This is a genomic window from Herbaspirillum sp. 3R11 (genome assembly GCF_004563925.1).
In the GTDB taxonomy this organism is placed as follows: Bacteria; Pseudomonadota; Gammaproteobacteria; order Burkholderiales; family Burkholderiaceae_D; genus Herbaspirillum.
On record NZ_SPNJ01000001.1, the window covers coordinates 110,534 to 133,515 of the forward strand.

The 22,982-nt window shown below is 61.8% G+C and carries 17 protein-coding genes; 10 read left to right on the forward strand and 7 right to left on the reverse strand.

The annotated features are described in order from the left end of the window. Positions 1-186: 186 nt before the first annotated feature. Both E4P32_RS00540 and argA read right to left on the reverse strand, forming a co-directional pair. On the reverse strand, positions 187-462 hold the full coding sequence (locus E4P32_RS00540) for an oxidative damage protection protein (RefSeq protein ID WP_116433740.1): 276 nt from the start codon (positions 460-462) through the stop codon (positions 187-189). Positions 463-577: 115 nt separating this feature from the next. Continuing rightward, positions 578-1,897, reverse strand: a complete 1,320-nt coding sequence (gene argA / locus E4P32_RS00545; RefSeq protein ID WP_199525594.1) for an amino-acid N-acetyltransferase — start codon at positions 1,895-1,897, stop codon at positions 578-580. Between the two features lie 140 nt (positions 1,898-2,037). Here argA and hrpA point away from each other — a divergent pair, with 140 nt between their 5' ends. The 3 genes from hrpA to E4P32_RS00560 all read left to right on the forward strand — a co-directional run bounded on the left by hrpA (position 2,038) and on the right by E4P32_RS00560 (position 7,635). After that, on the forward strand, positions 2,038-6,072 hold the full coding sequence (gene hrpA, locus E4P32_RS00550) for an ATP-dependent RNA helicase HrpA (RefSeq protein ID WP_116433738.1): 4,035 nt from the start codon (positions 2,038-2,040) through the stop codon (positions 6,070-6,072). Positions 6,073-6,158: 86 nt separating this feature from the next. Then, positions 6,159-6,725: a dCTP deaminase gene (dcd, locus tag E4P32_RS00555; RefSeq protein ID WP_116433737.1), complete on the forward strand. Its 567-nt coding sequence runs from the start codon at positions 6,159-6,161 to the stop codon at positions 6,723-6,725. Positions 6,726-7,035: 310 nt separating this feature from the next. After that, positions 7,036-7,635 carry an outer membrane beta-barrel protein gene (locus E4P32_RS00560; RefSeq protein WP_116433736.1) on the forward strand — a complete coding sequence of 200 codons (600 nt, stop codon included), beginning with the start codon at positions 7,036-7,038 and terminating at the stop codon, positions 7,633-7,635. Between the two features lie 75 nt (positions 7,636-7,710). Here E4P32_RS00560 and E4P32_RS00565 read toward each other — a convergent pair whose 3' ends face one another. Beyond that, positions 7,711-8,652, reverse strand: a complete 942-nt coding sequence (locus E4P32_RS00565; RefSeq protein ID WP_116433735.1) for a LysR family transcriptional regulator — start codon at positions 8,650-8,652, stop codon at positions 7,711-7,713. A 120-nt stretch (positions 8,653-8,772) separates the two neighbouring features. Here E4P32_RS00565 and E4P32_RS00570 point away from each other — a divergent pair, with 120 nt between their 5' ends. Then, a complete protein-coding gene (locus E4P32_RS00570; RefSeq protein ID WP_116433967.1) occupies positions 8,773-9,402 on the forward strand; it encodes a chromate transporter in 630 nt (209 codons plus the stop codon). Continuing rightward, entirely contained in the window at positions 9,399-9,923 is a 525-nt protein-coding gene (locus tag E4P32_RS00575) for a chromate transporter (protein WP_116433734.1), read from the forward strand. Before E4P32_RS00570 ends, E4P32_RS00575 begins: the two co-directional genes overlap by 4 nt. A gap of 7 nt (positions 9,924-9,930) precedes the next feature. On the opposite strand, the gene E4P32_RS00580 is transcribed toward E4P32_RS00575, so the two are convergent. Both E4P32_RS00580 and E4P32_RS00585 read right to left on the reverse strand, forming a co-directional pair. Beyond that, complete coding sequence (locus tag E4P32_RS00580) at positions 9,931-11,895, reverse strand: S9 family peptidase (protein WP_158559715.1); 1,965 nt, start codon at positions 11,893-11,895, stop codon at positions 9,931-9,933. 160 nt (positions 11,896-12,055) lie between these two features. Continuing rightward, positions 12,056-14,320 (reverse strand): arginine/lysine/ornithine decarboxylase, encoded by a 2,265-nt coding sequence (locus E4P32_RS00585; protein ID WP_116433732.1) that lies wholly within the window; start codon positions 14,318-14,320, stop codon positions 12,056-12,058. A gap of 130 nt (positions 14,321-14,450) precedes the next feature. Here E4P32_RS00585 and E4P32_RS00590 point away from each other — a divergent pair, with 130 nt between their 5' ends. Next, a complete protein-coding gene (locus tag E4P32_RS00590; RefSeq protein WP_116433731.1) occupies positions 14,451-14,651 on the forward strand; it encodes a hypothetical protein in 201 nt (66 codons plus the stop codon). A gap of 37 nt (positions 14,652-14,688) precedes the next feature. On the opposite strand, the gene E4P32_RS00595 is transcribed toward E4P32_RS00590, so the two are convergent. Next, the gene (locus tag E4P32_RS00595) at positions 14,689-15,216 is read right to left on the reverse strand and encodes a dihydrofolate reductase (RefSeq protein WP_116433730.1); all 528 of its coding nucleotides are present in this window, start codon (positions 15,214-15,216) and stop codon (positions 14,689-14,691) included. A gap of 401 nt (positions 15,217-15,617) precedes the next feature. On the opposite strand from E4P32_RS00595, the gene E4P32_RS00600 reads away from it, so the two are divergent. The 4 genes from E4P32_RS00600 to E4P32_RS00615 are packed head-to-tail and all read left to right on the forward strand — an operon-like array spanning position 15,618 to position 22,483. Then, a complete protein-coding gene (locus tag E4P32_RS00600; RefSeq protein ID WP_233526594.1) occupies positions 15,618-17,210 on the forward strand; it encodes a glucan biosynthesis protein G in 1,593 nt (530 codons plus the stop codon). Then, entirely contained in the window at positions 17,183-19,756 is a 2,574-nt protein-coding gene (gene mdoH / locus E4P32_RS00605) for a glucans biosynthesis glucosyltransferase MdoH (RefSeq protein WP_116433729.1), read from the forward strand. The genes E4P32_RS00600 and mdoH overlap by 28 nt, the downstream gene beginning before the upstream one ends. Next, complete coding sequence (locus E4P32_RS00610; protein WP_116433728.1) at positions 19,753-21,018, forward strand: efflux RND transporter periplasmic adaptor subunit; 1,266 nt, start codon at positions 19,753-19,755, stop codon at positions 21,016-21,018. The genes mdoH and E4P32_RS00610 overlap by 4 nt, the downstream gene beginning before the upstream one ends. A gap of 16 nt (positions 21,019-21,034) precedes the next feature. Next, positions 21,035-22,483, forward strand: a complete 1,449-nt coding sequence (locus E4P32_RS00615) for an efflux transporter outer membrane subunit (RefSeq protein ID WP_116433727.1) — start codon at positions 21,035-21,037, stop codon at positions 22,481-22,483. A 52-nt stretch (positions 22,484-22,535) separates the two neighbouring features. On the opposite strand, the gene E4P32_RS00620 is transcribed toward E4P32_RS00615, so the two are convergent. Continuing rightward, on the reverse strand, positions 22,536-22,769 hold the full coding sequence (locus tag E4P32_RS00620; protein ID WP_116433726.1) for a hypothetical protein: 234 nt from the start codon (positions 22,767-22,769) through the stop codon (positions 22,536-22,538). Positions 22,770-22,982: the final 213 nt, after the last annotated feature.

Below are 22,982 nucleotides of genomic sequence, written 5' to 3' on the forward strand. Positions count from 1 at the left end.
CGAAGGGGAGGCGTGACGGCTATTCTACGGAATGCGCGACAAAGCCGTTGAGACCGGGATAAGACCGGGCTGGCGCGAGAAATATCCGCAGCGGAGAATAAAGCAGGGGAGGTCAGACTGGGGAGAGAGAGGCGGTCCAGGCGGCGTGATGCACCTGAACCGCGGCAGTACGATTCAGCGTGCAGCTCAGTCGCCCGGTGGCGGGACGTAGCCTTGCGCTGCGTCGGCGCCTTCGCCGAAGAAATGCTTTTCCATCTGCACGGCCAGGTATTTGCGTGCGCGCGCATCGGCCAGCATCAGGCGGTTTTCATTGACCAGCATGGTCTGGTGCTTGAGCCAGCCGGCCCAGGCTTCCTTCGACACGCTTTCATAAATGCGCTTGCCCAGTTCGCCCGGGTACGGCGGGAAGTCGAGGCCTTCGGCTTCCTTGTTCAGTTTGATGCAGTGGATGGTGCGTGCCATGTTGATTCCTTGGTTAAAACATTGATGACGTATTCAGGGAAGACATGAGACTCGCTTGGGCGAACTTCAGCGGTTGAGAGCATCGAAGATGCAGTCTCACGTCCTGATTTCTGCATTATAGATTCTTGATCAGCACCAGTGACTTGCGTTGCCAGTTGTACATGTGCTGGCGGTCCTTCGGCAGGTCGTCCACGGTGGCCGGCACGAAGCCGCGCCGCAGGAACCAGTGCGAAGTGCGGGTGGTCAGCACGAACAGCTTGGTCAGTCCCGATTCGCGCGCGCGCGTTTCGATGTGCTTGAGGATACGCTCGCCGTCGCCCTGCGCCTGGACTTCCGGATTGACGGTCAGGCAGGCCATTTCGCCCATTCTTTCCTTCGGGAAAGGATAGAGCGCTGCGCAGCCGAAGATCACGTTGTCATGCTCGATCACCGAGAAGTAATGGATCTCGCGCTCGATCAGCTCACGGCCGCGCTTGACCAGCGTGCCGTCGGCTTCCAGCGGTTCGATCAGCTTGATGATGCCGCCGACGTCTTCGATGGTGGCTTCGCGCAGGCTTTCCAGGTTTTCGTACGTGATCATGGTGCCGATGCCGTCATGCGTGAACAGCTCCAGCAACACCGAGCCATCGGTGGAGAACGGCACGATGTGGGCGCGGGAGACGCCCGCGTTACAGGCCTTGACCGCGCTCTTCAGATAGAAGGCGGCGTCGGGCGGCAGGAAATTGGCCTGCAGCACGGCCTCGGCCTGATGCGACGACAGCTCGCGGATGTCGGTGCCGCCGGCGTCATGCATCAGCGGTGTTTCGCTCAGGAAAATCAGTTTCTCGGCGCGCAGCGCGATGGCGGCGGTGACCGCCACGTCTTCCATCGCCAGGTTGAAGGCCTCGCCGGTCGGCGAAAAGCCCAGCGGCGACAGCAGCACGATGCCGCCGGCGTTGAGGATGGGATGGATGGTGTCGGCCGCAACTTTACGCACGATGCCGGTCAGCTGCAGGTCGGCGCCGTCGATCACGCCCATCGGACGCGCCGTGACGAAGTTGCCGGAAATGACGCGGATCGCGGCATGCGCCATCGGTGTGTTGGGCAAGCCCTGGCTGAATGCTGCTTCGATGTCCAGACGCAACTCGCCGGCGGCTTCCTTGGCGCATTCCAGCGCAGCCGAATCGGTGATGCGCAGGCCGTTGTGGAAGCGCGCCTCGACGTTACGCAGCGCCAGCTGTTCTTCAACCTGCGGTCGTGAGCCGTGCACCACCACAATACGGATGCCCAGCGCATGCAACAGCGACAGATCCTGGGCCAGCACGGCCAGCCCGCCGGCCGTGACCAGCTCGCCCGGGAAGGCGATCACGAAGGTCTTGCCGCGGAAGGCGTGAACGTAAGGCGCTACGGAGCGCAGCCAGGCCACGAAGCTGGCGAAATCGGTGTCATTTTCCATGTTGCGCATTATAACCAGTCGCACCGCAGATGTTTGGCGAGGAGCCGTTTTTTGCACCGCAATGTTGCAGTGCGGTTTCACATGCGCGAAAAAAGCCGTTATTGGTCCGCCGGGCAGGCCAAGCGCAGGGAGTAGGTATAATGCCAGCCGTTATGTCCGCTCCCAATTCCCCAAAGCCTCCCCAAGCTCCCCAGCCCAAAAACAAGTCCGCCCAGCAGTCGCCGCGCGTTGCCGCGCCGCCGCGTGTGCAGGTGCGCAACCCTCTGCCCGAGATCACCTTCCCCGAAGAGCTGCCGGTCTCCGGCCGCCGCCAGGAAATCGCCGAGGCGCTGCAGGCCAACCAGGTCATCATCGTCAGCGGCGAGACCGGTTCCGGCAAGACCACCCAGCTGCCCAAGATCTGCCTGCAACTCGGTCGCGGTGAAAAAGGTCTGATCGGCCACACCCAGCCGCGCCGCATCGCCGCGTCGTCGACCGCCAAGCGCATCGCGCAGGAACTCGGCACGCCGCCGGGCGAGCACGTCGGCTTCAAGGTGCGCTTCAACGACACGCTCACCAAAGGCGCCTGGGTCAAGCTGATGACCGACGGCATCCTGCTGGCGGAGACGCAAACCGATCCGCTGCTGCGCCAGTACGACACCATCATCATCGACGAGGCGCACGAACGCAGCCTCAACATCGACTTTCTGCTCGGCTACCTGAAGCAGTTGCTGCCGAAGCGGCCTGACCTGAAGGTCATCATCACCTCGGCGACCATCGACGCCGATCGTTTTTCGCGCCACTTCGGCACCGAGGTCAACGGCGAGCTCAAACCGGCGCCGGTGATCGAAGTATCGGGCCGGCTGTATCCGGTCGAGATCCGCTATCGCCCGGTCGACAATGCCGACCGCAGCAACCTCGCGCCGGAAGTGGCCAACGCCCGCGCACGCGCCGAAGGCCGTGCGACGCAGGCGCAGAAGGACCGCGACCAGCGCGACCTGATGGACGCCGTGGTCGACGCCGTCGACGAACTGGCGCGCATCGGTTCCGGCGACGTGCTGGTGTTTTTGCCCGGTGAACGCGAAATCCGCGACGCTGCCGAAGCGCTGCGCAAGCACCATCCGCCGCACGTCGAAATCCTGCCGCTGTTCGCGCGCCTGTCGGCGCAAGAGCAGGAGCGCGTCTTCAAATCGAGCAACGCGCGCCGCATCGTGCTGGCGACCAACGTCGCCGAGACTTCGCTGACCGTCCCCGGCATCCGCTACGTGGTCGATGCGGGTCTGGCGCGCGTGAAGCGCTACAGCTACCGCAACAAGGTCGAGCAACTGCAGATCGAAGCGGTCGCGCAATCGGCCGCCAACCAGCGCGCCGGCCGTTGCGGCCGTGTTGCTGCAGGCGTATGCATCCGCTTGTACGAAGAACAGGACTACCTGCAGCGACCGAAATTCACCGAGCCGGAAATCCTGCGCTCGTCGCTGGCCTCGGTCATCCTGCGCATGAAGTCCCTGCATCTGGCCGACGTCGAAACCTTCCCGTTCATCGAACCGCCATTGGGCCGCGCGATCGCCGACGGTTATCAACTGTTGCAAGAGCTCGGCGCCGTCGATGAGTTCAACCAGTTGACGCCGCTCGGCAATCAACTTGCCAAGCTGCCACTGGACCCGCGCGTGGGCCGCATGATTCTGGCGGGCCGCGAGAACGCCTGCCTCTCCGAATTGCTGATCATCGCCTCGGCGCTGTCGGTGCAGGATCCGCGCGACCGCCCGATGGAAGCGCAGGCCGCCGCCGACCAGGCGCACAAGAAATTCGCCGATGAGAAATCGGAATTCCAGAGTTATCTGCGAATCTGGAAGTGGTTCGAAGAAGCCGTCGAGCACAAGAAATCCAATCGCCAGCTGCAAGACCATTGCCGCGCCAACTTCCTCTCGCAGCTGCGCCTGCGCGAGTGGCGCGACGTCCATTCGCAACTGCTGACCATCGTGCGCGAGCAGGGTTGGCGCATGAACGAAGCGCCGGCGACCTACGAGCAATTGCACACCGCGTTGCTGACCGGTTTGCTCGGCAACGTCGGCTTCAAGTCGGACGAAGATCCGCATTACCTTGGCGCGCGCGGCATCAAGTTCCACATCTGGCCCGGTTCCAGCTTGCAGAAGAAGGCAGGCAAGTGGATCGTCGCCGCCGAACTGGTCGACACCTCGCGCCTGTACGCGCGTTGCGTGGCGCAGATCCAGCCGGAATGGCTGGAGCGCGTCGGCGGCCATCTGCTCAAGAAATCCTGGGGCGAACCGCGCTGGGAAAAGCGCAGCGCCCAGGTCACCGCATCCGAACGCGCCACCTTGTACGGCTTGGTGGTGTACAGCCAGCGCCGCATCAACTTCGGCCTGATCAATCCGCAGGAAGCGCGCGAAATCTTCATCCGCGACGCGCTGGTCGGCGGCGACTTCGACACGCGCGCACCGTTCTTCGCGCACAACCAGAAGCTGGTGCGCGAGATCGAAAACCTCGAACACAAATCGCGCCGGTTGGACGTGCTGGTCGACGATGAACTGATCGCCGCCTTCTACGACAAGCTGATCCCGGCCGACATCTGCAACGGCATCACTTTCGAGAAGTGGCACAAGGACGCCACTGCCGCCAACGCCGATCCCAAGCTGCTGTTCCTGAACCGTGACGACCTCATGCGTCACGAAGCGGCCGGCGTGACCACCGAGCTGTTCCCGAAAACCATGACGGTGGCGGGTTTGTCGATGGCGCTGTCCTATCACTTCGAACCCGGCACGCCGCGCGACGGCGTCACGCTGACGGTGCCGCTGTATGCGCTGAACCAAGTGTCCGCCGCGCGCTGCGAATGGCTGGTGCCCGGCATGCTCAAGGAAAAGGTGCACCTGCTGCTCAAGTCGTTGCCGCAAAAGCTGCGTCGCCATTGCGTGCCGCTGCCCGACTACGCCGCCGGTTTCTGCGCGCGCATGGAAGAGCGTCATCTGTTCGGCCGGGGCGACCTGATCGATGCGCTGATTGCCGACATCCGCGAGCAGATCACCATCATGGTCAAGAGCACCGACTTCAAGCAGGAGACCTTGCCCGCGCATCACGCGATGAACTTCAAGATCGTCGATGAGCACGGCCGCCAGCTGGAGATGGGCCGCAACCTTGGCAGCCTGCAAGCAGAATTCGGCGGCCAGGCGCGCGAGCAATTCCAGAAGCTGGCCGAGCAGACGGCGATTACCGGGATTGCGACGCCGGTGGCATCCATTACCGCCGCCGCGCCCGCAGGAAAAACTGCAACAGCTGCGCCTTCAGGAGCGAGCGCGGCTTCGGTTTCCGAATACGGCAATCTCACCAACTGGACCTTCGGTGAGCTGCCCGAGCTGCTGGAAATCCAGCGTGGCGCAGTCGGACCAAATTCAGGCAAGTCACAAACGCTGATCGGCTTCCCCGCACTGGTCGACAAAAAGACCCATTGCGATCTCGAAGTCTTCGACGACCCCGCCGACGCTGCGCGTCAGCATTTCGCCGGCCTGCGCCGCCTGTTTGCGCTGCAACTGAAAGAGCAGCTCAAGTACCAGGAAAAGAACATCCCCGGCCTGCAGCAGATGGGCATGCAATTCATGGCGCTGGGTTCGCAGGAAGAGTTGCGCGACCAGATCCTGTCGGCAGGTCTGGAGCGCGCCTTCATGCAGGACCCGCTGCCGAAGAATGCCGACGAGTTCAACCGCCGCAAGGAAGAGGGCAAGGCGCGCTTCGGCCTGCTGGTCAATGAAATCGCGCGCCTGGCCGCACTGGTGCTAGCCGAGTACTACACGCTGCCGAAGAAGCTGCAGACCATCAAGACGCACGCGCAGGCCTCGGCCGACATCCAGTCGCAGTTGCAGAACCTGGTCGGCAAGCGCTTCATCGCCGACAGCGACTATAACAACCTGATGCATTTCCCGCGCTACCTCAAGGCGATCAATGTGCGCCTGGAAAAGCTGCGCGCCGACCCGACCCGCGACGCACGCCTGTTGTCCGAGTGGACCCAGGTGGCTGCGCCGTGGCAGCGAGCGCAAAAGGACCGTGGCGCAAGCGACCCCAAGATGCAGGAGTTCCGCTGGCTGCTGGAAGAGCTGCGGGTGTCCCTGTACGCGCAGGAGTTGAAGACCCCGATGCCGGTGTCGGTCAAGCGGTTGCAGAAGGTGTGGGAAACCATGCAACGTTGATGGTACGGCATGTAGTATTTGAAGAACGATGCTGCGTTTAGCGTAAAATTGCAGCACTTTTACCGCAATCTATTTCCAAAAAGACAATGGCAATCAAATCCGACAAATGGATCCGTCGCATGGCGGAAAGCAGTGGCATGATCGAGCCGTTCGAGCCCGGTCAGGTGCGCGAGGCCAACGGCCAGAAGATCGTTTCCTACGGCACCTCGTCGTACGGCTACGATATCCGCTGCGCCAACGAATTCAAGATCTTCACGAACATCAACTCGACCATCGTCGACCCCAAGAACTTCGATGAAAAATCCTTCGTCGATTTCCACGGCGACGTCTGCATCATCCCGCCGAACTCGTTCGCGCTGGCGCGCACGGTCGAATACTTCCGCATCCCGCGCAGCGTGCTGACGATCTGCCTCGGCAAGTCGACCTACGCGCGTTGCGGCATCATCGTCAACGTCACGCCTTTCGAGCCGGAATGGGAAGGTTACGTGACGCTGGAGTTCTCCAACACCACGCCGCTGCCGGCCAAGATCTACGCCGGCGAAGGCTGCGCGCAGGTGCTGTTCTTCGAGAGCGACGAGATCTGCGAGACCTCGTACAAGGATCGCGGCGGCAAGTACCAGGGCCAGCACGGTGTGACATTGCCGAAGACCTGAGTCCGAGATTCAGACCGTTCCCAGAACGCCACCATCGCTGATGCGCTGGTGGCGTTTCTTTTGGTGCCGGGACCAGGTAAAGCTGCTGCCAGTCATTGAAATTTTTTCCTGTTCAGCGATAATGTCGAGCCTGTATACCTATCATCGTCTCAGCCCACTGTGGTGAAATTTGTTGTTGCACTGCCTTGGCGGCTTTGGCACGTATGCAGGCCGATTGGTTACCACAGCCTGTTGCTGCGGTTCTTACTCTCCCGCGAGACAAGATCAAAACGATGATTCTTCTCGCTTAAAAAAATTATAGGGGCAATTCATGTTTTTACGTACTCTGAAATTATCGACGTTCGTGTGCGCCTTGACCGCAGGTGTTTGCGGTTCATCCGTCGCTGCCGAAGCGCAGGGGTGGTATGCAGGTGTCAGCGCGGGTTATGCGCAAAACAAGGCAAGTGGAATCAATTTCTTGGCTGGCACTTCGAAAAAGGAAAGCGATACGGGCTTCAAGGTTTTCGGTGGTTATCAGTTCACTCCTAACTGGGCAGCGGAACTGGAAGCAGTCGATTTCGGCAAGTTCCAGGCCGACTCCACTTTTCTGACGTCACGGGTGAAAGCCTCCGCTATTGGCGCCAGTGTCATCGGCAGCTATCCTTTGTCGAGTGAATTTTCAGTGTTCGGCAAGCTCGGGGCCGCTGCGAAATTCACCAAGGTCGATGAGAGCGCCCCGATCATCGGCTATAAGTATTCGCAGAAAAAAACATCCGGGAGCGTTCTGGCCGGCGTCGGAGCGGAATATAAACTGAGCGCACAGCTGAGCCTGCGCGCAGAGTACGAATACTTCGGCAAGACATCTGTCGGTGAAACCACCGGAAAGCTGACCAATAGTCTGGCATCCCTGGGGTTGCGTTACAGTTTCTGATCTTCTCAGATCCGGAGCGAACGTAAAAAAGCCGTCGCAGGCATCAATGTCTGCGACGGCTTTTTCTTGCACGCCTTATTTTGCAGGTGAGCGACCAAGGTTTCGTCCCGCCTTCGCACACTTCCTGGCTTCCACAATAAACCGCTTGACCGCCCCCGACTGCCCGCTGTCGCGATACGCCAGATGCAGCGGCGCTTTCAAGTCGGGCGCGTCGTCGATGCTGAGATAGCTGACCGATTCCAGTTCGACGTGGCGCATCGAGGCGGGGATGATGGAGATGCCCAGGCCTGCCGCCACCAGGCTCAGCGTGGACAGGTTCTTGCGCGCCTCTTGTTCGACGCGCGGGCTGAAACCGGCGGCGCGGCAGGCGGCGATGATGGTGTCATACAGGCCGGGGCCGCTGGGGCGCCGATTGAGCACGAACACCTCTTCGGCCAGCGCCGCCAGCGCCACGCTCTTGCGACGCTTGTTGCGCACCAGCGGATGGCCGGCGGGCAGGGCGACGATCATTTCTTCCACCATCATGGTTTCGATCGTGATGTCGCTGACGTCACCCACCGGTGAACGGATGAAAGCGACGTCGATGCGATTCTGGCTCATCTGCGCCACCAGGTCGGTGGTGCTGCTTTCCTCCACGGTCAGTGCAACGTCCGGGGCGGCGTCGCGGAACGCGCGGATCACGGTCGGTACGAACGGATGCAGTGAGGCGGATTCGGTGAAACCCACCGCAATGCGACCGAGCTCGCCGCGCGCGATGCGCCGGACGCCGGCCACGGTGGAGTCGACTTGCGCCAGGATCGTGCGGGCATCAGTCAGCAGCGCCTGGCCGCTTTCGGTCAGCTCCATGCCGCGCGGCAGGCGGTTGAACAGCGTGACGCCGAGCTCGGTCTCAAGCGCGCGGATCTGCTGGCTCAATGGCGGCTGCTGGATGCCGATGCGCTGCGCGGCCTTGGTGAGGTGGCCTTCTTCGGCCACGGCAATGAAATAACGCAACAGGCGCAGGTCGATGGCTGACATATGATTTATGTATGGTTGATGTGCTTGCCATATATTAGACAAAATAACGACGCAAGAGTAGCCTTCTGTTTGTGGTCGCAACGACCCGCAGAACAGAAGGCAGAACAGAAGGCCAACAGCATGCTCAACGACAACAATCCACTTTCATCCGCGCCACCGGTCACGCCGGAAATCCGCGTCGTGCCGACCTCGCGCGAACTATTCCTCGGTTTCCTCGGCCTCGGCATGACGGCCTTCGGCGGCGCGCTGCCGCTGGCGCACCGCATGGTGGTCGAGCGCCACCGCTGGCTGACCGAAGCCGAATTCGTCGAGCTGCTCGGCTTGTGCCAGTTCCTGCCGGGCGGCAACATCATCAACCTGTCGGTGGCGCTGGGCATGCGTTTTCGCGGCGTCAAAGGCGCGCTGGCGGCGATCTTCGGTCTGATTGCCGTGCCTTCGATGGTGGTGGTGATGCTCGGCATTCTGTATCAGCACTACCAACACGATCCATTGATCAAGCACTTGTTTGCCGGGTTGGCCGCAGCCGCGTCCGGATTGCTGATCCAGATGGCGGTCAAGATCGCACTGCCGCTGCGCAAGAACCTGGTGCTGTCAGGACTGGCGACGATCTGCTTCATCGCCATCGCCTGGCTGCGCATTCCGCTGTTGTGGACCATGCTGGTGATGACGCCGGTGAGCGTGCTGGTCACGGCGAAGTTTGGCGGAAAGAATGCGCCGAAAGATGACGCCAAGAAGGGAACCGCATCATGATCCAGACCCTGATCTCGCTCGGATTGATTTTTTCGGAATTGTCGGTGCTGGCCTTCGGCGGCGGCAACACCATCCTGCCGGAGATGCAGCGCCAGGTGGTGGAAGTACACCACTGGATGACGGCGGAAGATTTCAGCGCGCTGTTCGCACTCGGCCAGGCCGCGCCCGGCCCCAACCTGATGATCGTGACCCTGGTCGGCTGGCACGTGGCCGGCTTCTACGGCATGCTGGTCACGACCATCGCCAAGTTCGGTCCGTCGTCATTGGTGACCATCCTGATGCTGCATGTATGGGAGCGTTTCAAGGACCGCCCGTGGCGGCGTCATGTGCAATCCGGTCTGCTGCCGGTGACCGCCGGCCTGGTGGCCGCCAGCGCCGCACTGATTGCGCATGCCTCGATCAGCAACGGCATCCTCGCGGCGATCACGGCGGCGACAGCCATCATCGCGCTCAAGACCAAGCTGCATCCGCTGTGGCTGCTGTTCGGCGGCGCCATGTCGGGAATGATTTTCCTGCGCTAGGTGCGGCTCAGTCCAGATATTGCCGCAGGAATTTTTCCATTTCGGTGAAGGTCGTGACGCGGTCTTCCTCGCGGCTCAGGTTATGATCACCGAGCGGCAGCTCGACGTAACGGTAATCCTTGTTGCCGGCACTCTTGAGCGCAGAAGCCATGTCGCGTGATTGCTCGACGTCGACAATGCGATCTTCCTTGCCGTGGATCAGCAGCAGCGGCGTGCGGATTTCCTTGACGCGGTTGACAGGTGAAGTCTGGCGCAGGCGTTCGCGGTCGTTCCACCATTCGCCGATCTGGCGTTCGGCGGCGATTTCATAGCCGATATAGCGCTGACTTTGAGCCAGCAGATCCCGCAGATCGGCAACGCCGGCAATGCTGACCGCGCAGCGGTACAGGTCCGGCGTCTTGACCACGCCCATCAGCGCTGCGTAGCCGCCATAGCTGGCGCCCACGATACAGACTTTGGACGGATCAATCTTGCCGCTCCTGGCCAGCCAGTCGACGCCGTCGGTCAGGTCGTCCTGCATTTCCATGCCCCAGCGTTTGAAACCTGCCGTTTCGAAGTCGCTGCCGTAGCCGCTGGAGCCGCGGAAGTTGACTTGCAGCACGGCCCAGCCGCGGCTGGCGAAGAATTGTGTCCAGTAGTCGAAGCCGGCGACGTCGCGTACGCCGGGGCCGCCATGCGGGAACAGGATCAATGGGGCCTTGCGGTTTTCTTGCCCCGTGCCAGGCTCCGTTAACGGCATGGTCAGGTAGCCGTGCAGGCTGATGCCGTCGCGACTCTTGAAGTTGACTGACTGCGGCGTGGCCAGGCGGGCTGATGCCAGCTCTGGATAAGTCTCGGCAAGCAGCGACATCTTGCCGGCCTTGCGATCGAGCCAATACAGGCGCGGCGGTGCGGCGAGCGATAGCGAGGCGACGATATGGCGCATGCCGTCGTCGCTGCTGCTGACGAGGATGTTGTTGTGGCCCGGAAGGGCGCCGTCGAGCTGTTGCTGAAGCTGGCGTGCGCTGTCGTCCCAATAGAGACGCTGGCCGTACTCGGTGGAATAGCGCAAGCCCACCACCTTCTTCAGCCATGGTGCATAGATCACGCCGCCGTCGACGTCGAAGCGCGCGTCGGCATGCACCAGCGTGCGTGGAAAGCCTGCTTGCGACAGATCGACGCGGAACACCGCTTCCTTGCCCTGGTGATCGGCATTGACGTAGAGGAAATTCGGATCACTGTCGAAGCCCAGCGGCGTCATGCGTTTTTCGCGTATCTCGTCGTAGTTGTCGGCGGTGTAGCGGCTCAGAGTTTCCCATTTGTCGCTGCCCGGCGCCTTGACGATCACCCTGATGGTTTTCTCGCTCCAGCCGGTGCCGACGCGCGCTTCGCCGTTGCGGTCGGCCATCCAGCGATAGATATTGCCGGGATTGCGCATCACCTTTTTTAGTTCGGCGGTTTCGACGTTGAGGCGGTAGACGTCCGGTTTTGTCGCGTTGTCGAGATCGAGCGAAACCAGCACGCTGTCGGGCGCGCCGGCGATCTTGCCGAGGATGCGGTCCTGAAACTGCGGTACGTGTTTTCTGTTGCTGAACGCGTCGAATTGCGACCGCAGCAGGTCGGCGTTGAGATTGCTGCCATCGCTGTTGATCGCCAGCATGCGCGTCTCGATGGATTGGCTGCCGTAGCGGCGATCGGGGTAACGCACGCCGATCAGCAGCCGTTTGTCGTTGGCCCAGCGCAGGCTGGAGAAATAGAACTTCTGGTTATCGGTGGTGAGGATCGCCTTGGGTTTGACGCCGCCGCTTTGCGTCACCAGATAGCTCTTGCCGTCGACGTTCTGTATATAGGCCGTGGTCAAGCCGTCGGGCGAGAGTCGGACACTGCCGATCAGGGGCAGCGATGCAAATGCCTTGAGCGGGATGTCTTCAGCGAAGGCGAGCGGAGCAGAGACGAGGAAAATACAGAAAACCAGCTTTTTTATTGTGTGCATGGACAGGTTCTGGCGACGTTGAGCAGAGAATGACGGAGAAGAGCGCCGCGCCATTCTGCATGAGGCCTGGGCACGGGTCAATCGCCGGGATTTTGGATGCGCCATGAAAAAAAGCCGATACCAGTTTTCTGGCATCGGCTTTTTTTTGTGACGGAAGTGCTTACTCCTTTACGCAATCCACGAAGTAATCGCGGCGACCGTTCACTTCACGCTTGACCAGGCCATGTACGTCGGTTTCGAAGCCCGGGAATTTCTCGTTGAAATCACGCGCGAACTTGAGGTAGTCGACGATGGTCTTGTTGAAGATTTCACCAGGGATCAGCAGCGGGATGCCCGGTGGATACGGCGTCAGCAGGATCGAAGTCACGCGGCCTTCGAGTTCGTCCAGCGGCACGCGATCGATTTCGCGGTGGGCCATCTTCGAGAACGCATCGGACGGCTTCATCGCCGGTTGCATGTCGGACAAATACATCTCCGTCGTCAGGCGTGCGACGTCGTAGGCGCGATAGGTTTCGTGGATCTGCTGGCACAGGTCGCGCAGGCCCAGGCGCTCGTAGCGCGCGTTGCGGCCCTGGTTCGCGGCGGCGAACTCGGGCAGGATGCGCCAGATCGGCTGGTTCTTGTCGTAGTCGTCCTTGAACTGCTGCAGCGCAGTCACCAGGGTATTCCAGCGGCCCTTGGTAATGCCGATGGTGAACATGATGAAGAAGGAATACAGGCCGCACTTCTCGACGATAACGCCGTGTTCCGCCAGATACTTGGTGACGATCGAGGCCGGGATGCCGTTCTCGCCGAACTTGCCGTCCAGCGACAGGCCCGGAGTGACGATGGTCGCCTTGATCGGGTCCAGCATATTGAAGCCCGGAGCCAGATTGCCGAAACCGTGCCAGTCGTCTTCCGCCTTGATGACCCAGTCTTCGCGCTCGCCGATGCCGTTGGCGGAGAAGCTGTTCGGACCCCACACCTGGAACCACCAGTCCTGGCCGAATTCCTGGTCGATCTTCTTCATGGCGCGACGGAAGTCCAGCGCTTCGAGGATGCTTTCTTCCACCAGCGCGGTGCCGCCCGGTGCTTCCATCATCGCCGCAGCGACGTCGCACGAGGCGATGATCGAGTATTGCGGCGAGGTCGAGGTGTGCATCAGGAAGGCTTCGTTGAAGGCGTCCTGGTCGAGTTGCACGGTTTCCGATTCACGCACCAGGATCTGCGATGCCTGCGACAGGCCGGCCAACAATTTGTGGGTCGACTGGGTCGAGAAGATCATCGACTTCTTCGCGCGCGGACGATCCTTGCCGATGGCATGCATGTCCTTGTAGAAATCATGGAAGGTCGCGTGCGGCAGCCAGGCTTCGTCGAAGTGCAGCGTGTCGATTTCGCCGTCCAGCATTTCCTTCAGCGTCTCGACGTTGTAGACCACGCCGTCGTAAGTCGATTGCGTGATGGTCAGGATGCGCGGCTTCTTGTTGACGGCTTCGCGGGCGAACGGATTGGCTTCGATCTTGCGACGGATGCTTTCCATCGTGAACTCTTCCAGCGGGATCGGTCCGATGATGCCGAGGTGGTTGCGCGTCGGCATCAGGAACACCGGAATCGCGCCGGTCATGATGATCGAGTGCAGGATCGACTTGTGGCAGTTGCGGTCCACGACGACGATGTCGCCCGGAGCGACGGTCGAGTGCCAGACCATCTTGTTGGAGGTCGAGGTGCCGTTGGTGACGAAGTAGCAGTGATCGGCGTTGAAGATGCGCGCGGCATTGCGTTCCGAATCGGCGACCGGGCCGGTGTGGTCGAGCAACTGGCCGAGTTCTTCGACGGCATTGCAGACGTCGGCGCGCAGCATGTTTTCACCGAAGAATTGGTGGAACATCTGGCCGATCGGCGACTTCAGGAAGGCGACGCCGCCCGAGTGGCCGGGGCAGTGCCACGAATACGAACCGTCCTGCGCGTAGTGCACCAGCGCGCGGAAGAACGGCGGCGCCAGGCCGTCGAGGTAGGACTTGGCTTCGCGGATGATGTGGCGCGCCACGAACTCCGGCGTGTCTTCGAACATGTGGATGAAGCCGTGCAGTTCGCGCAGGATGTCGTTGGGGATATCGCGCGAGGTGCGGGTTTCACCGTACAGATAAATCGGGATGTCGGCGTTCTTGTGGCGAATTTCGCCGACGAAGGCGCGCAGCGATTTCAGCGCGAAGTCGGTTTCCTCGGACGAGCCGGCGCCGAATTCTTCATCGTCGATCGACAGGATGAAGGCGGAGGCGCGCGATTGCTGCTGGGCAAACTGCGACAGGTCGCCGTAGCTGGTCACGCCTAGCACTTCCATGCCTTCTTCCTTGATGGCGTCTGCGAGGGCGCGGATGCCCAGGCCGGAAGTGTTTTCAGAGCGGAAATCTTCGTCGATGATGACGATGGGGAAACGGAATTTCATAGGTTCTCCAGGAGAACGCATGTGAGATCAGGGGTATGCGTTCAGTTCAGTTAACACTTGGACTGCGCCTGGGCGAAAAGCTTACGCGCTCGGACGGTTGCTTTTTGGTAGGGGCAAACCGGTCAAAACAATGTCGCTGCAAGTGGAAAGGCAGGATCGGAATGTTCCGGATCCGGTGCGCTTCCAGCCTGGCAGAACCTTCGTGGACCTGTTGCTCGTGCTGGCGTTCCGGATCGCGGCGACGGTGCAGCGGAGGCAGGTTTTAAAAAGAAGCCGAATTTTCGCAGATATCGCCAAACGATGGGGCGAAAAATCCGCGCGTTCTTGTTGAAAATCAGGGAAAAACAACAAAAAGGCCCGCAGGCCTTTCAGCGTCTTTCGTATGTCACAAATGCGTAATTAAATCCCTGAGCAAATCCTTGCGCAGATTCCTGTGTTTCAGCACGGTGGGTTTCACGCGCCGTCTCGCGCCACACTCCGGCGTCGATGGCCGGAAAGAAGGCGTCGCAGTCGAAGGCCTTGTCGATTTCGGTCACGATCAGGCGCGTCGCCAGCGGCAGCGATTCGGCGTAGATCTGGGCGCCGCCGATGATGAAGGCGTCGGCGCCAGCCACCAGCGCCGCAGCTTCTTGCAAGGATGACACTGTTTCGACTCCCGCGTGCGACCAGTCGCGGTTGCGCGTGATGACGATATTACGGCGATTCGGCAAAGGGCGTCCGATCGAGTCGAAAGTCTTGCGTCCCATGATGATGGGATGGCCTGAGGTGGTGCGCTTGAAATGCGCGAGGTCTTCCGGCAGATGCCAGGGCAGGGTATTGTTGATGCCGATGCCGTTCTGGCTGTCGGTGGCGACGATGACGCACAGTGCGCCTGAGGCGGAAGGTGTAGGTGACATGCCGATACTTGTGTAGGATTGCCGAATTCCGGCGCGCCTGATGGACTTGCGTCGCCGGTGAGCGCGTCATATTACAGGACAGTCCGACCCCGATGGAACTTTATGGGGCGCAGCTGTCCTTATAGAGGTATCCCCGGTAGCGTCCGCAAGAACCTGGCTAGCCTGTATCCAGTGAGTCAGCGATGGTTCTTTGCGGCAACTTCGATGCCGGCGTAGTCTGCAGCACTGTTGCGGGGGCCCGCGGGTGCGGTAGCCCGGCCAGCGCAGCAATCTTTCACGGTCTTGCCTGTTTCCCGACGAAGTGTTCGGTCAACTTGGGCAACATTGGGTAAACTACGCCAGCTTTCGAAACTGGAAGCGCGTTATCGGACAAGAAAAACTGCATGTCAGACGGAAATCCAATGGTCTTATCTTTGTATCGGCGGGGCGCCTTGAAAGCTGCCGCCAAACTGCACCCATCCCGTCTTCTGGGCCAGGTGCTCGTGCCGGCTGCGCTGACCGCGCTGCTGGCCTTCTATGGAAACAATGCGGCGGCGTTCGACTTCAACGACGTCGCGGTGCGCGCCAAGGCGCTGGCCGGCAAGTCGTACAAGAAGCCGGCCGACAAACTGCCCAAGGAGATCAAGGATCTCAGCTACGAGCAGGCCAATCAGTTGCATTTCAAACAAGATCGCGCCTATTGGCGTCCGGAAAAACTGCCCTTCGAGTTGTCATTCGTACATCAGGGCGGCGGTTACGTCGAGCCGGTGCGCATCAATGAAATCATCGGCGGCGGCGTGCGCGAGATCGCCTTCAATTCGGGTCTGTTCGATTACAGCCATACCCGCATCGATCCGCGCCGTGTGCGCAACATCGGTTTCGCCGGCTTCCGCATCCGCTATCCCGTCAATTCCACCAAGGAAAAAGACGACGTCCTGACCTTCCTCGGCGCCAGCTATTTCCGCGCCATGGGCAAGGGCCAGGGTTACGGCATTTCGGCGCGCGGCCTGGCGCTCGACACAGCGCTGTATTCGGGCGAGGAGTTTCCGCGTTTCACCGAGTTCTGGCTGGCCCGCCCGAATCCGGGCGACAAGGAGTTGACGATCTACGCGCTGCTGGATTCGCCGCGCGCCACCGGCGCCTATCGCTTCGTGCTGCGTCCCGGCGTCGACACCACCATCGACGTCAAGGCGCAGTTGTACCTGCGTTCCAACGTCACCAAGCTTGGTATCGCGCCGCTGACCAGCATGTTCTTCTTCGGTGAAAACCAGAACGGACCCACCGACGACTTCCGTCCCGAGGTGCACGACTCCGACGGCCTGTCGATCCAGTCCGGCACCGGTGAATGGATCTGGCGTCCGCTGGTCAATCCGAAGCGCCTGCTGGTGACCGCGTTCAGCCTCGACAATCCACTCGGCTTCGGCCTGATGCAGCGCGACCGCCAGTTCTCCAGCTATGAAGACCTGGATTACCATTACGAAGCGCGCCCGAGCACCTGGATCGAACCCAAGGGCAAGTGGGGCGCAGGCCGCGTCGAGCTGGTGCAGATCCCGACGCCGGACGAGACCAACGACAACATCGTCGCGTACTGGATGCCGAACGCCATGCCCAAGCCGGGTCAGCCGTTCAACGTCGAGTACAAGATGTACTGGCAGAAGGAAAGCGAGAAAAAGCCGCCGCTGGCCTGGGTGGCGCAGACACGTCTCGGACACGGCTATCGCGCCAAGTCCGATGACAGCATCGGCATGTCGATTGACTTCGACGGCGGCGCGCTCAAGAAGCTGCCTGCCAATGCGAGGGTGGAGGGGACAGTGGAAAGTGACGGCAACGGCAAGATCGTGAGCGTGACAACACGACGCAACGACGTCACTGGCGGCTGGCGCATGGAGGTGAAATTGCGCCGCAATGAAGATAACAAGCCGGTCGAACTGCGCGGATTCCTGAGGAATGCCGCCCAGAGCGGCGCCGGCGCAACCCTGTCCGAAACGTGGAGCTACATATTACCCCCCAACTGAGGCACGCCTCCGACGCAGCACACGAATCTCACGCGTCGCAACAGCTGGAGCGTTACCTCGATCGCCTGCCGCTGACGCCTGAACAGCGCCAGGCGTTGCTCGCCCGCGTGGGGGAGCAGGATGCCGGCGACGCCATGGGCAACTTGCACGGCCTGCTGGCAGGGGAGCAGCGCAGCTTGCACGACAATCCTGCGCAGGATTCCATCGCTGCGCGTCTCGAACTGACTTACCCGCGCGCTGCGGTCGAGGCCATGGCGCCGGCAGCACGCGTGCGGTCGGCTGAATCGCCGCGGCCCATTCCCGGTCCTGGCGACAACATCAAGGTGTCGCCGCCGCTCAATCGCCGCTCGATGGTGCCGCGCCCCTGGGGCACGCTCAATCCGCTGTCGCGCTGGGTCGAAGAAGCCACGCGCGCCTTCGAGCAACGCGCCGCCCGCCGCAAGGGCCTGCCGCCGAAGGAACCGGCCTTCGTCGAAGACACGCTCGACCTGCCCGATTCTCCCGATCCGCGCGGTTACTGGACGCATAGCGGCAACGTGCGCCGCGTGGTGCTGCTGATCCTGATGCTGATGCAAAGCGCGCTGGCCACGTATTTCATGAGCGACGTGCTGCCTTACCACGGCGAGAAGCCGCTCGAGATGGTCATCCTCGGTTTGTTCGGCTTGCTGTTCTGCTGGGTCTCGGCCGGATTCTGGACCGCCATGACCGGCTTCCTGGTGCTCATGCGCGGCGACGATCCCTATCTGATTTCGCACGAGCAGGCCGGACCGAAATGGATCGCGCCCGATGCGCGCACCGCCATCGTCATGCCGATCTGCAACGAAGACGTGGCGCGGGTGTTCGCCGGCCTGCGCGCGACGTATGAGTCGGTGCAGCGCAGCGGCGATCTCGACCGTTTCGATTTCTTCGTCCTCAGCGACAGCGGCGAGTCCGATATCTGCGCCGCCGAAGTGCAGGCCTGGGCCGCGCTGTGCAAGGAAGTCGACGGCTTCGGCCGCATCTTCTATCGCCATCGCCGTCGCCGCGTCAAACGCAAGAGCGGCAACATCGACGATTTTTGCCGCCGCTGGGGCGCCGACTACCGCTACATGCTGGTGCTCGACGCCGACAGCGTCATGAGCGGCCAATGCCTTTCGACGCTGGTGCGCCTGATGGAGGCGCATCCCGGCGCGGGCATCATCCAGACTGCGCCGCGCGCCGCCGGACGCGATACGCTGTATGCCCGCATCCAGCAATTCTCGACGCGCGTGTACGGACCGCTGTTCACCGCCGGCCTGCATTACTGGCAACTCGGCGAATCGCATTACTGGGGCCACAACGCCATCATCCGGCTGGTGCCGTTCATGAAGCATTGCGCGCTGGCGCCGTTGCCGGGCGACGGCAACCTGTCCGGCCCGATCCTGTCGCATGACTTCGTCGAAGCCTCGTTGATGCGTCGCGCCGGCTGGTCGGTGTGGATCGCCTATGACCTCGACGGCAGCTACGAAGAAATGCCGCCGGCGCTGCTCGACGAACTCGGCCGCGACCGCCGCTGGTGCCAGGGCAACCTGATGAACTTCCGCCTGTTCCTGGCGCGCGGCATGCACGTGGTGCATCGCGCAGTGTTCGTCACCGGCGTCATGGCCTATCTGTCGGCGCCGCTGTGGGCCTTGTTCCTGGCGTTGTCGACGGTGCTACTGGCGACGCACACGCTGATCGATCCGCAATACTTCGTCGAGCCGCGCCAGCTGTTCCCGATCTGGCCCGAATGGCATCCCGAAAAAGCCCTGGCGCTGGTCTCGGCCACCGCCACCATTCTGTTCCTGCCGAAGATCCTCAGCGTGCTGCTGATCATCGTCAAGGGCGCGAAAGGCTACGGCGGCGCATTGCGCGTGACGTTGAGCATGCTGATCGAATTGCTGTTCTCGATGATGCTGGCGCCGGTGCGCATGCTGTTCCACACGCGCTTCGTGCTGGGCGCTTTCCTCGGCTGGGCGCTGAGCTGGAAGTCGCCGCCGCGCGCCGACAACGAAACGGGTTGGGGCCAGGCGGTGCGTCGCCATGGCGTGCACTCGGTGTTGGGTGTGGCCTGGGGCGCATTGGTGTACTGGCTCAATCCGTCCTTCATCTGGTGGCTGATGCCGATCGCCGGTTCACTGATGTTCTCGGTGCCGCTGTCGGTGCTGTCGAGCCGTGTTTCGTTCGGCCGCCTGTTCCGTCGCCTTCAATTGTTTGTGATTCCGGAAGAGGTCGATGCGCCGCGCGAATTGCGCGACACCGTGACCCATCTCAATGCCACCGCGCCGCTGCCCGGTTTCGTCGACGCCGTGGTTGATCCGGCCGTCAACGCACTGGTCTGCGCCGGCGCGCACGGTCATCCGCGCATGCCCGATCTCAGTCGCGCTGCCGGCGACTCGCTGGTGCTGCAAGCGCTGCGCCGCGGTCCCGCGGTGCTGACCGAGAAGCAAAAACATGCCTTGCTCGACGATCCGCGCCTGCTGTCGGCGTTGCACTATGCCGTGTGGAGCCAGCCGACGCGGCACTCTTCCTGGCTGGCATCGGCATGAGGAGGGATCCCGTGGACAATCTCGACGACATGACTGCCGAAGATCGCCATCTGGGCGACCCGATCGAATCGGCCGCTGCCGAGCGCCGCCGCACGTTGGCGCGACGCGGTTGGAGTGCGCTGGCCCTGGTGCTGGTGATCGCCGCCGGCGTCGCCGGCTGGTACAGCTTCCGCCAGCGCCATCCGCAAGCGGTGCCGGTGCGACTGGAAACAGTGATCGCTGAGCGCGCCGACATCGAACAGGTGGTCAACGCCACCGGCAACGTCGCCGTGCAGAGTTACGTCGACGTCGGCACCAAGGTCTCCGGACAGATTTCCGATGTGTACGTCGGCATCGGCGAAACCGTCAAGGAAGGCAAGTTGCTGGTGACGGTCTCGCCGGTGGTGCAGGCCGGCCGCGCTGAAAACAACCGCGCCCAGATGGCGCGCCTGAAGGCGGAACTGGCCGGACAGAACGCCCAGCTCGATTTCGCTCAGCTGCAATTCCAGCGCCAGACCCAGCTCAAGGCCGAGAACGCCACACGCGAAGAAACCTACGAATCGAGCCGCATGGGCATGTACTCGGCGGCCGCCAAGGTGGACGCCATCAACGCCCAGATCCAGCAGCTCGACGCCGCCATGAAGGAAGACGAAGCGATCCAGAAGCAGACCCGCATCGTGGCTCCCATCGGCGGCACCGTGGTGGCCTTGTCTGCACGCGTCGGCCAGACCCTGTCGGCCAACCAGGATGTGCTCATGCGCATCGCCGACCTGAGCAAGATGAGCGTGCAGGCGCGCGTCGCGGAAGAAGATGTGACGCGCCTCACCAAGGGCATGACCGCCTACTTCACCACGCCCGGTTATCCCGGCAAACGCTGGGCCGGCAAGTTGCGCCAGATCATGCTGTTGCCTGCGGATGACAGCGGTCGTCAGGGCAAGAAGGCCTTCTACACGGTGTTGTTCGACGTCGCCAATCCGAGCCGCGAGCTGATGGCCGGCATGACTGCGGATGTCTTCTTCGTGCTGGAAAAGGCCGAACGCGCCGTCACCATTCCGGCCTCGCTGGTGGTCAAGCCGAACAACAAGGGCATGCAAAAACTCAAGGTCCTGCACGCTGACGGCAAGCTGGAAACGCGCGACGTGCGCATCGGCTTGCGCAACGCCGACAAGGCACAGGTGCTGACCGGCCTGGCCGAGGGCGAGCAGGTGTTGTTGCCGGCGTCGTCGGCAACAGCAGTGGAGCCACCGCAGCCAGCACAGCAACAGCGCGGCAACGCCGGCTGATGACAGGTATCCGTTCATGATCTTGCCTCTTTCGTTTCCTTCGATGAAACCCGCCGCCCTCGCTGCGCTGGCGTTGCTGTTGGCCGGCTGCGCCGCGACCCAGGTCGACGTCGAACCGGTGCAGAAGGTCGATGTGCCCAAACAGTGGGGGGATGGTTCAGGCGCCAACGGCAAGGACGGCGCCGTGCAGCTGGTGCTCGACACCGACTGGTGGAAGCAGTTCGGCAGCGCCGAGCTGAGCAGCCTCGTCAACGAAGGCCAGCAGAACAATTTTGAAATCGCCGCCGCCATGTCGCGCGTGCGCCAGGCCGAGGCCAATGCGCGCATCGCCGGCGCGCCCTTGTTGCCCGACGCCGACATCGCCAGCAGCGCCAACCGCGCTTTGCCTTTGAGCGGAGGCAGTCCGACCACCTCCGCCAGCGGCATGCTGGAGATCAATTACGAAGTCGATTTCTGGGGCAAGAACAGGGCTGGTCTGGCAGCGGCGGAAGCCTCGCTGCGCGCCAACATGTATGACCGCGAAACGGTCGCGCTGACGGTTACCAGCGGCATCGTCTCCACCTTTCTGCAAGTGCTGTCGCTGCGCGACCGTCTGCAGATTGCGCAGCAAAACGTCGCCAACGCCCAGCGCGTGCTCAAGCTGGTTGAGGCGCAAAGCCGCGCCGGCGCCGCCTCGCCGCTGGACCTTGCACGCCAGCGTTCAGCGCTCGCCAACCAGCAGGCGGCATTGCCCGACCTGATGCAGCAGGAGCGCGACGCGCAGACCGCGCTGGCGATCCTGCTGGGACGTCCGCCGCAGAATTTCAGCGTCGGTGAAAAAGGCCTGGCGACCATACAGATGCCGAAGATCGCCGCCGGTTTGCCGTCCGAATTGCTGACACGCCGTCCCGATATCCGCCGCGCCGAAGCGCGCCTGGCGGAAGCCAACGCCAACGTCGCCGTGGCGCGCGCCGCGTTGTTCCCGAGCATCCGCCTGACCGGTTCGACCGGCGCGCAAAGCAATGCCTTGCTGTCGCTGTTCGACGGTCCCAATTTGCTGGCGAACCTGGGCGCCTCGCTGACGGCGCCGATCTTCGATGCGGGCCGCCTGAGCAGCCGCCGCGATCTCGCCATCGCGCAGAAGCAGGAGCTGGTGCAGGTGTATCGTTCGGCGGTGGTAAGTGCCTTGTCGGAGGTGGAGAAATCGCTCGGCGCCATCCGCAGCCTGGAAGAGCGCTATCGCCTCAAGAACCAGGAAGTCGACCAGGCCCGCTTTGCATTTGAATTGTCGGAGATTCGCTATCGCAGCGGCGCCGAAGATCTGATGGTGGTGCTCGACACGCAGCGCATCCTGTCGGAAGCGCAAAACCAGCTGGGGCAGATCAAGCTGCAACGATTGCAGGCGACAGTCTCGCTCTACAAGGCGTTGGGTGGGGGATGGAAAGACGGTGCGCAATACGGTAATGCGGGCAATGCGCCGTCATAGTGGCGCAACCCTGAATGCTCCGGTCAGGGAGCACTTTTCTACATGGTAATTCTCAGAACAGGATTGCCGTCGTCGCCGGTCCTACTTCTATGTCCTGCATACCGCGCTGAGGCAGGGCATCCTTGCTGCTGTCGTTCAAGGCCAATGGATAGAACAAACCAAAACCGGCCATCGCCACGGCGATACATGCCGACAATGAGGCCCATGGCGTCTCCGCAGGTAACAGCGACGTCAGCAAGACAAGGCCGCTGGTGATCAGCGCTACTTTTTTTCCGGACCATTGCATGAGTGGCTCCTGTGTCGGTTGTTGCGGGTGTTAGCGCAAAGCAGCATACGAGCAACAACTATAGGCGGCGAAGGCGGCAAAGGGAAATAACAATTACGTCTTAGCTTAGATGCAATGAACCCGTCCGGCAGGCTTACCGCCGTTGTTCATCGTTTCAAAATTGCAAAGCAGGTGCGCATGCACCATGTTGATCCACGGTCTTTTGCGACGCAA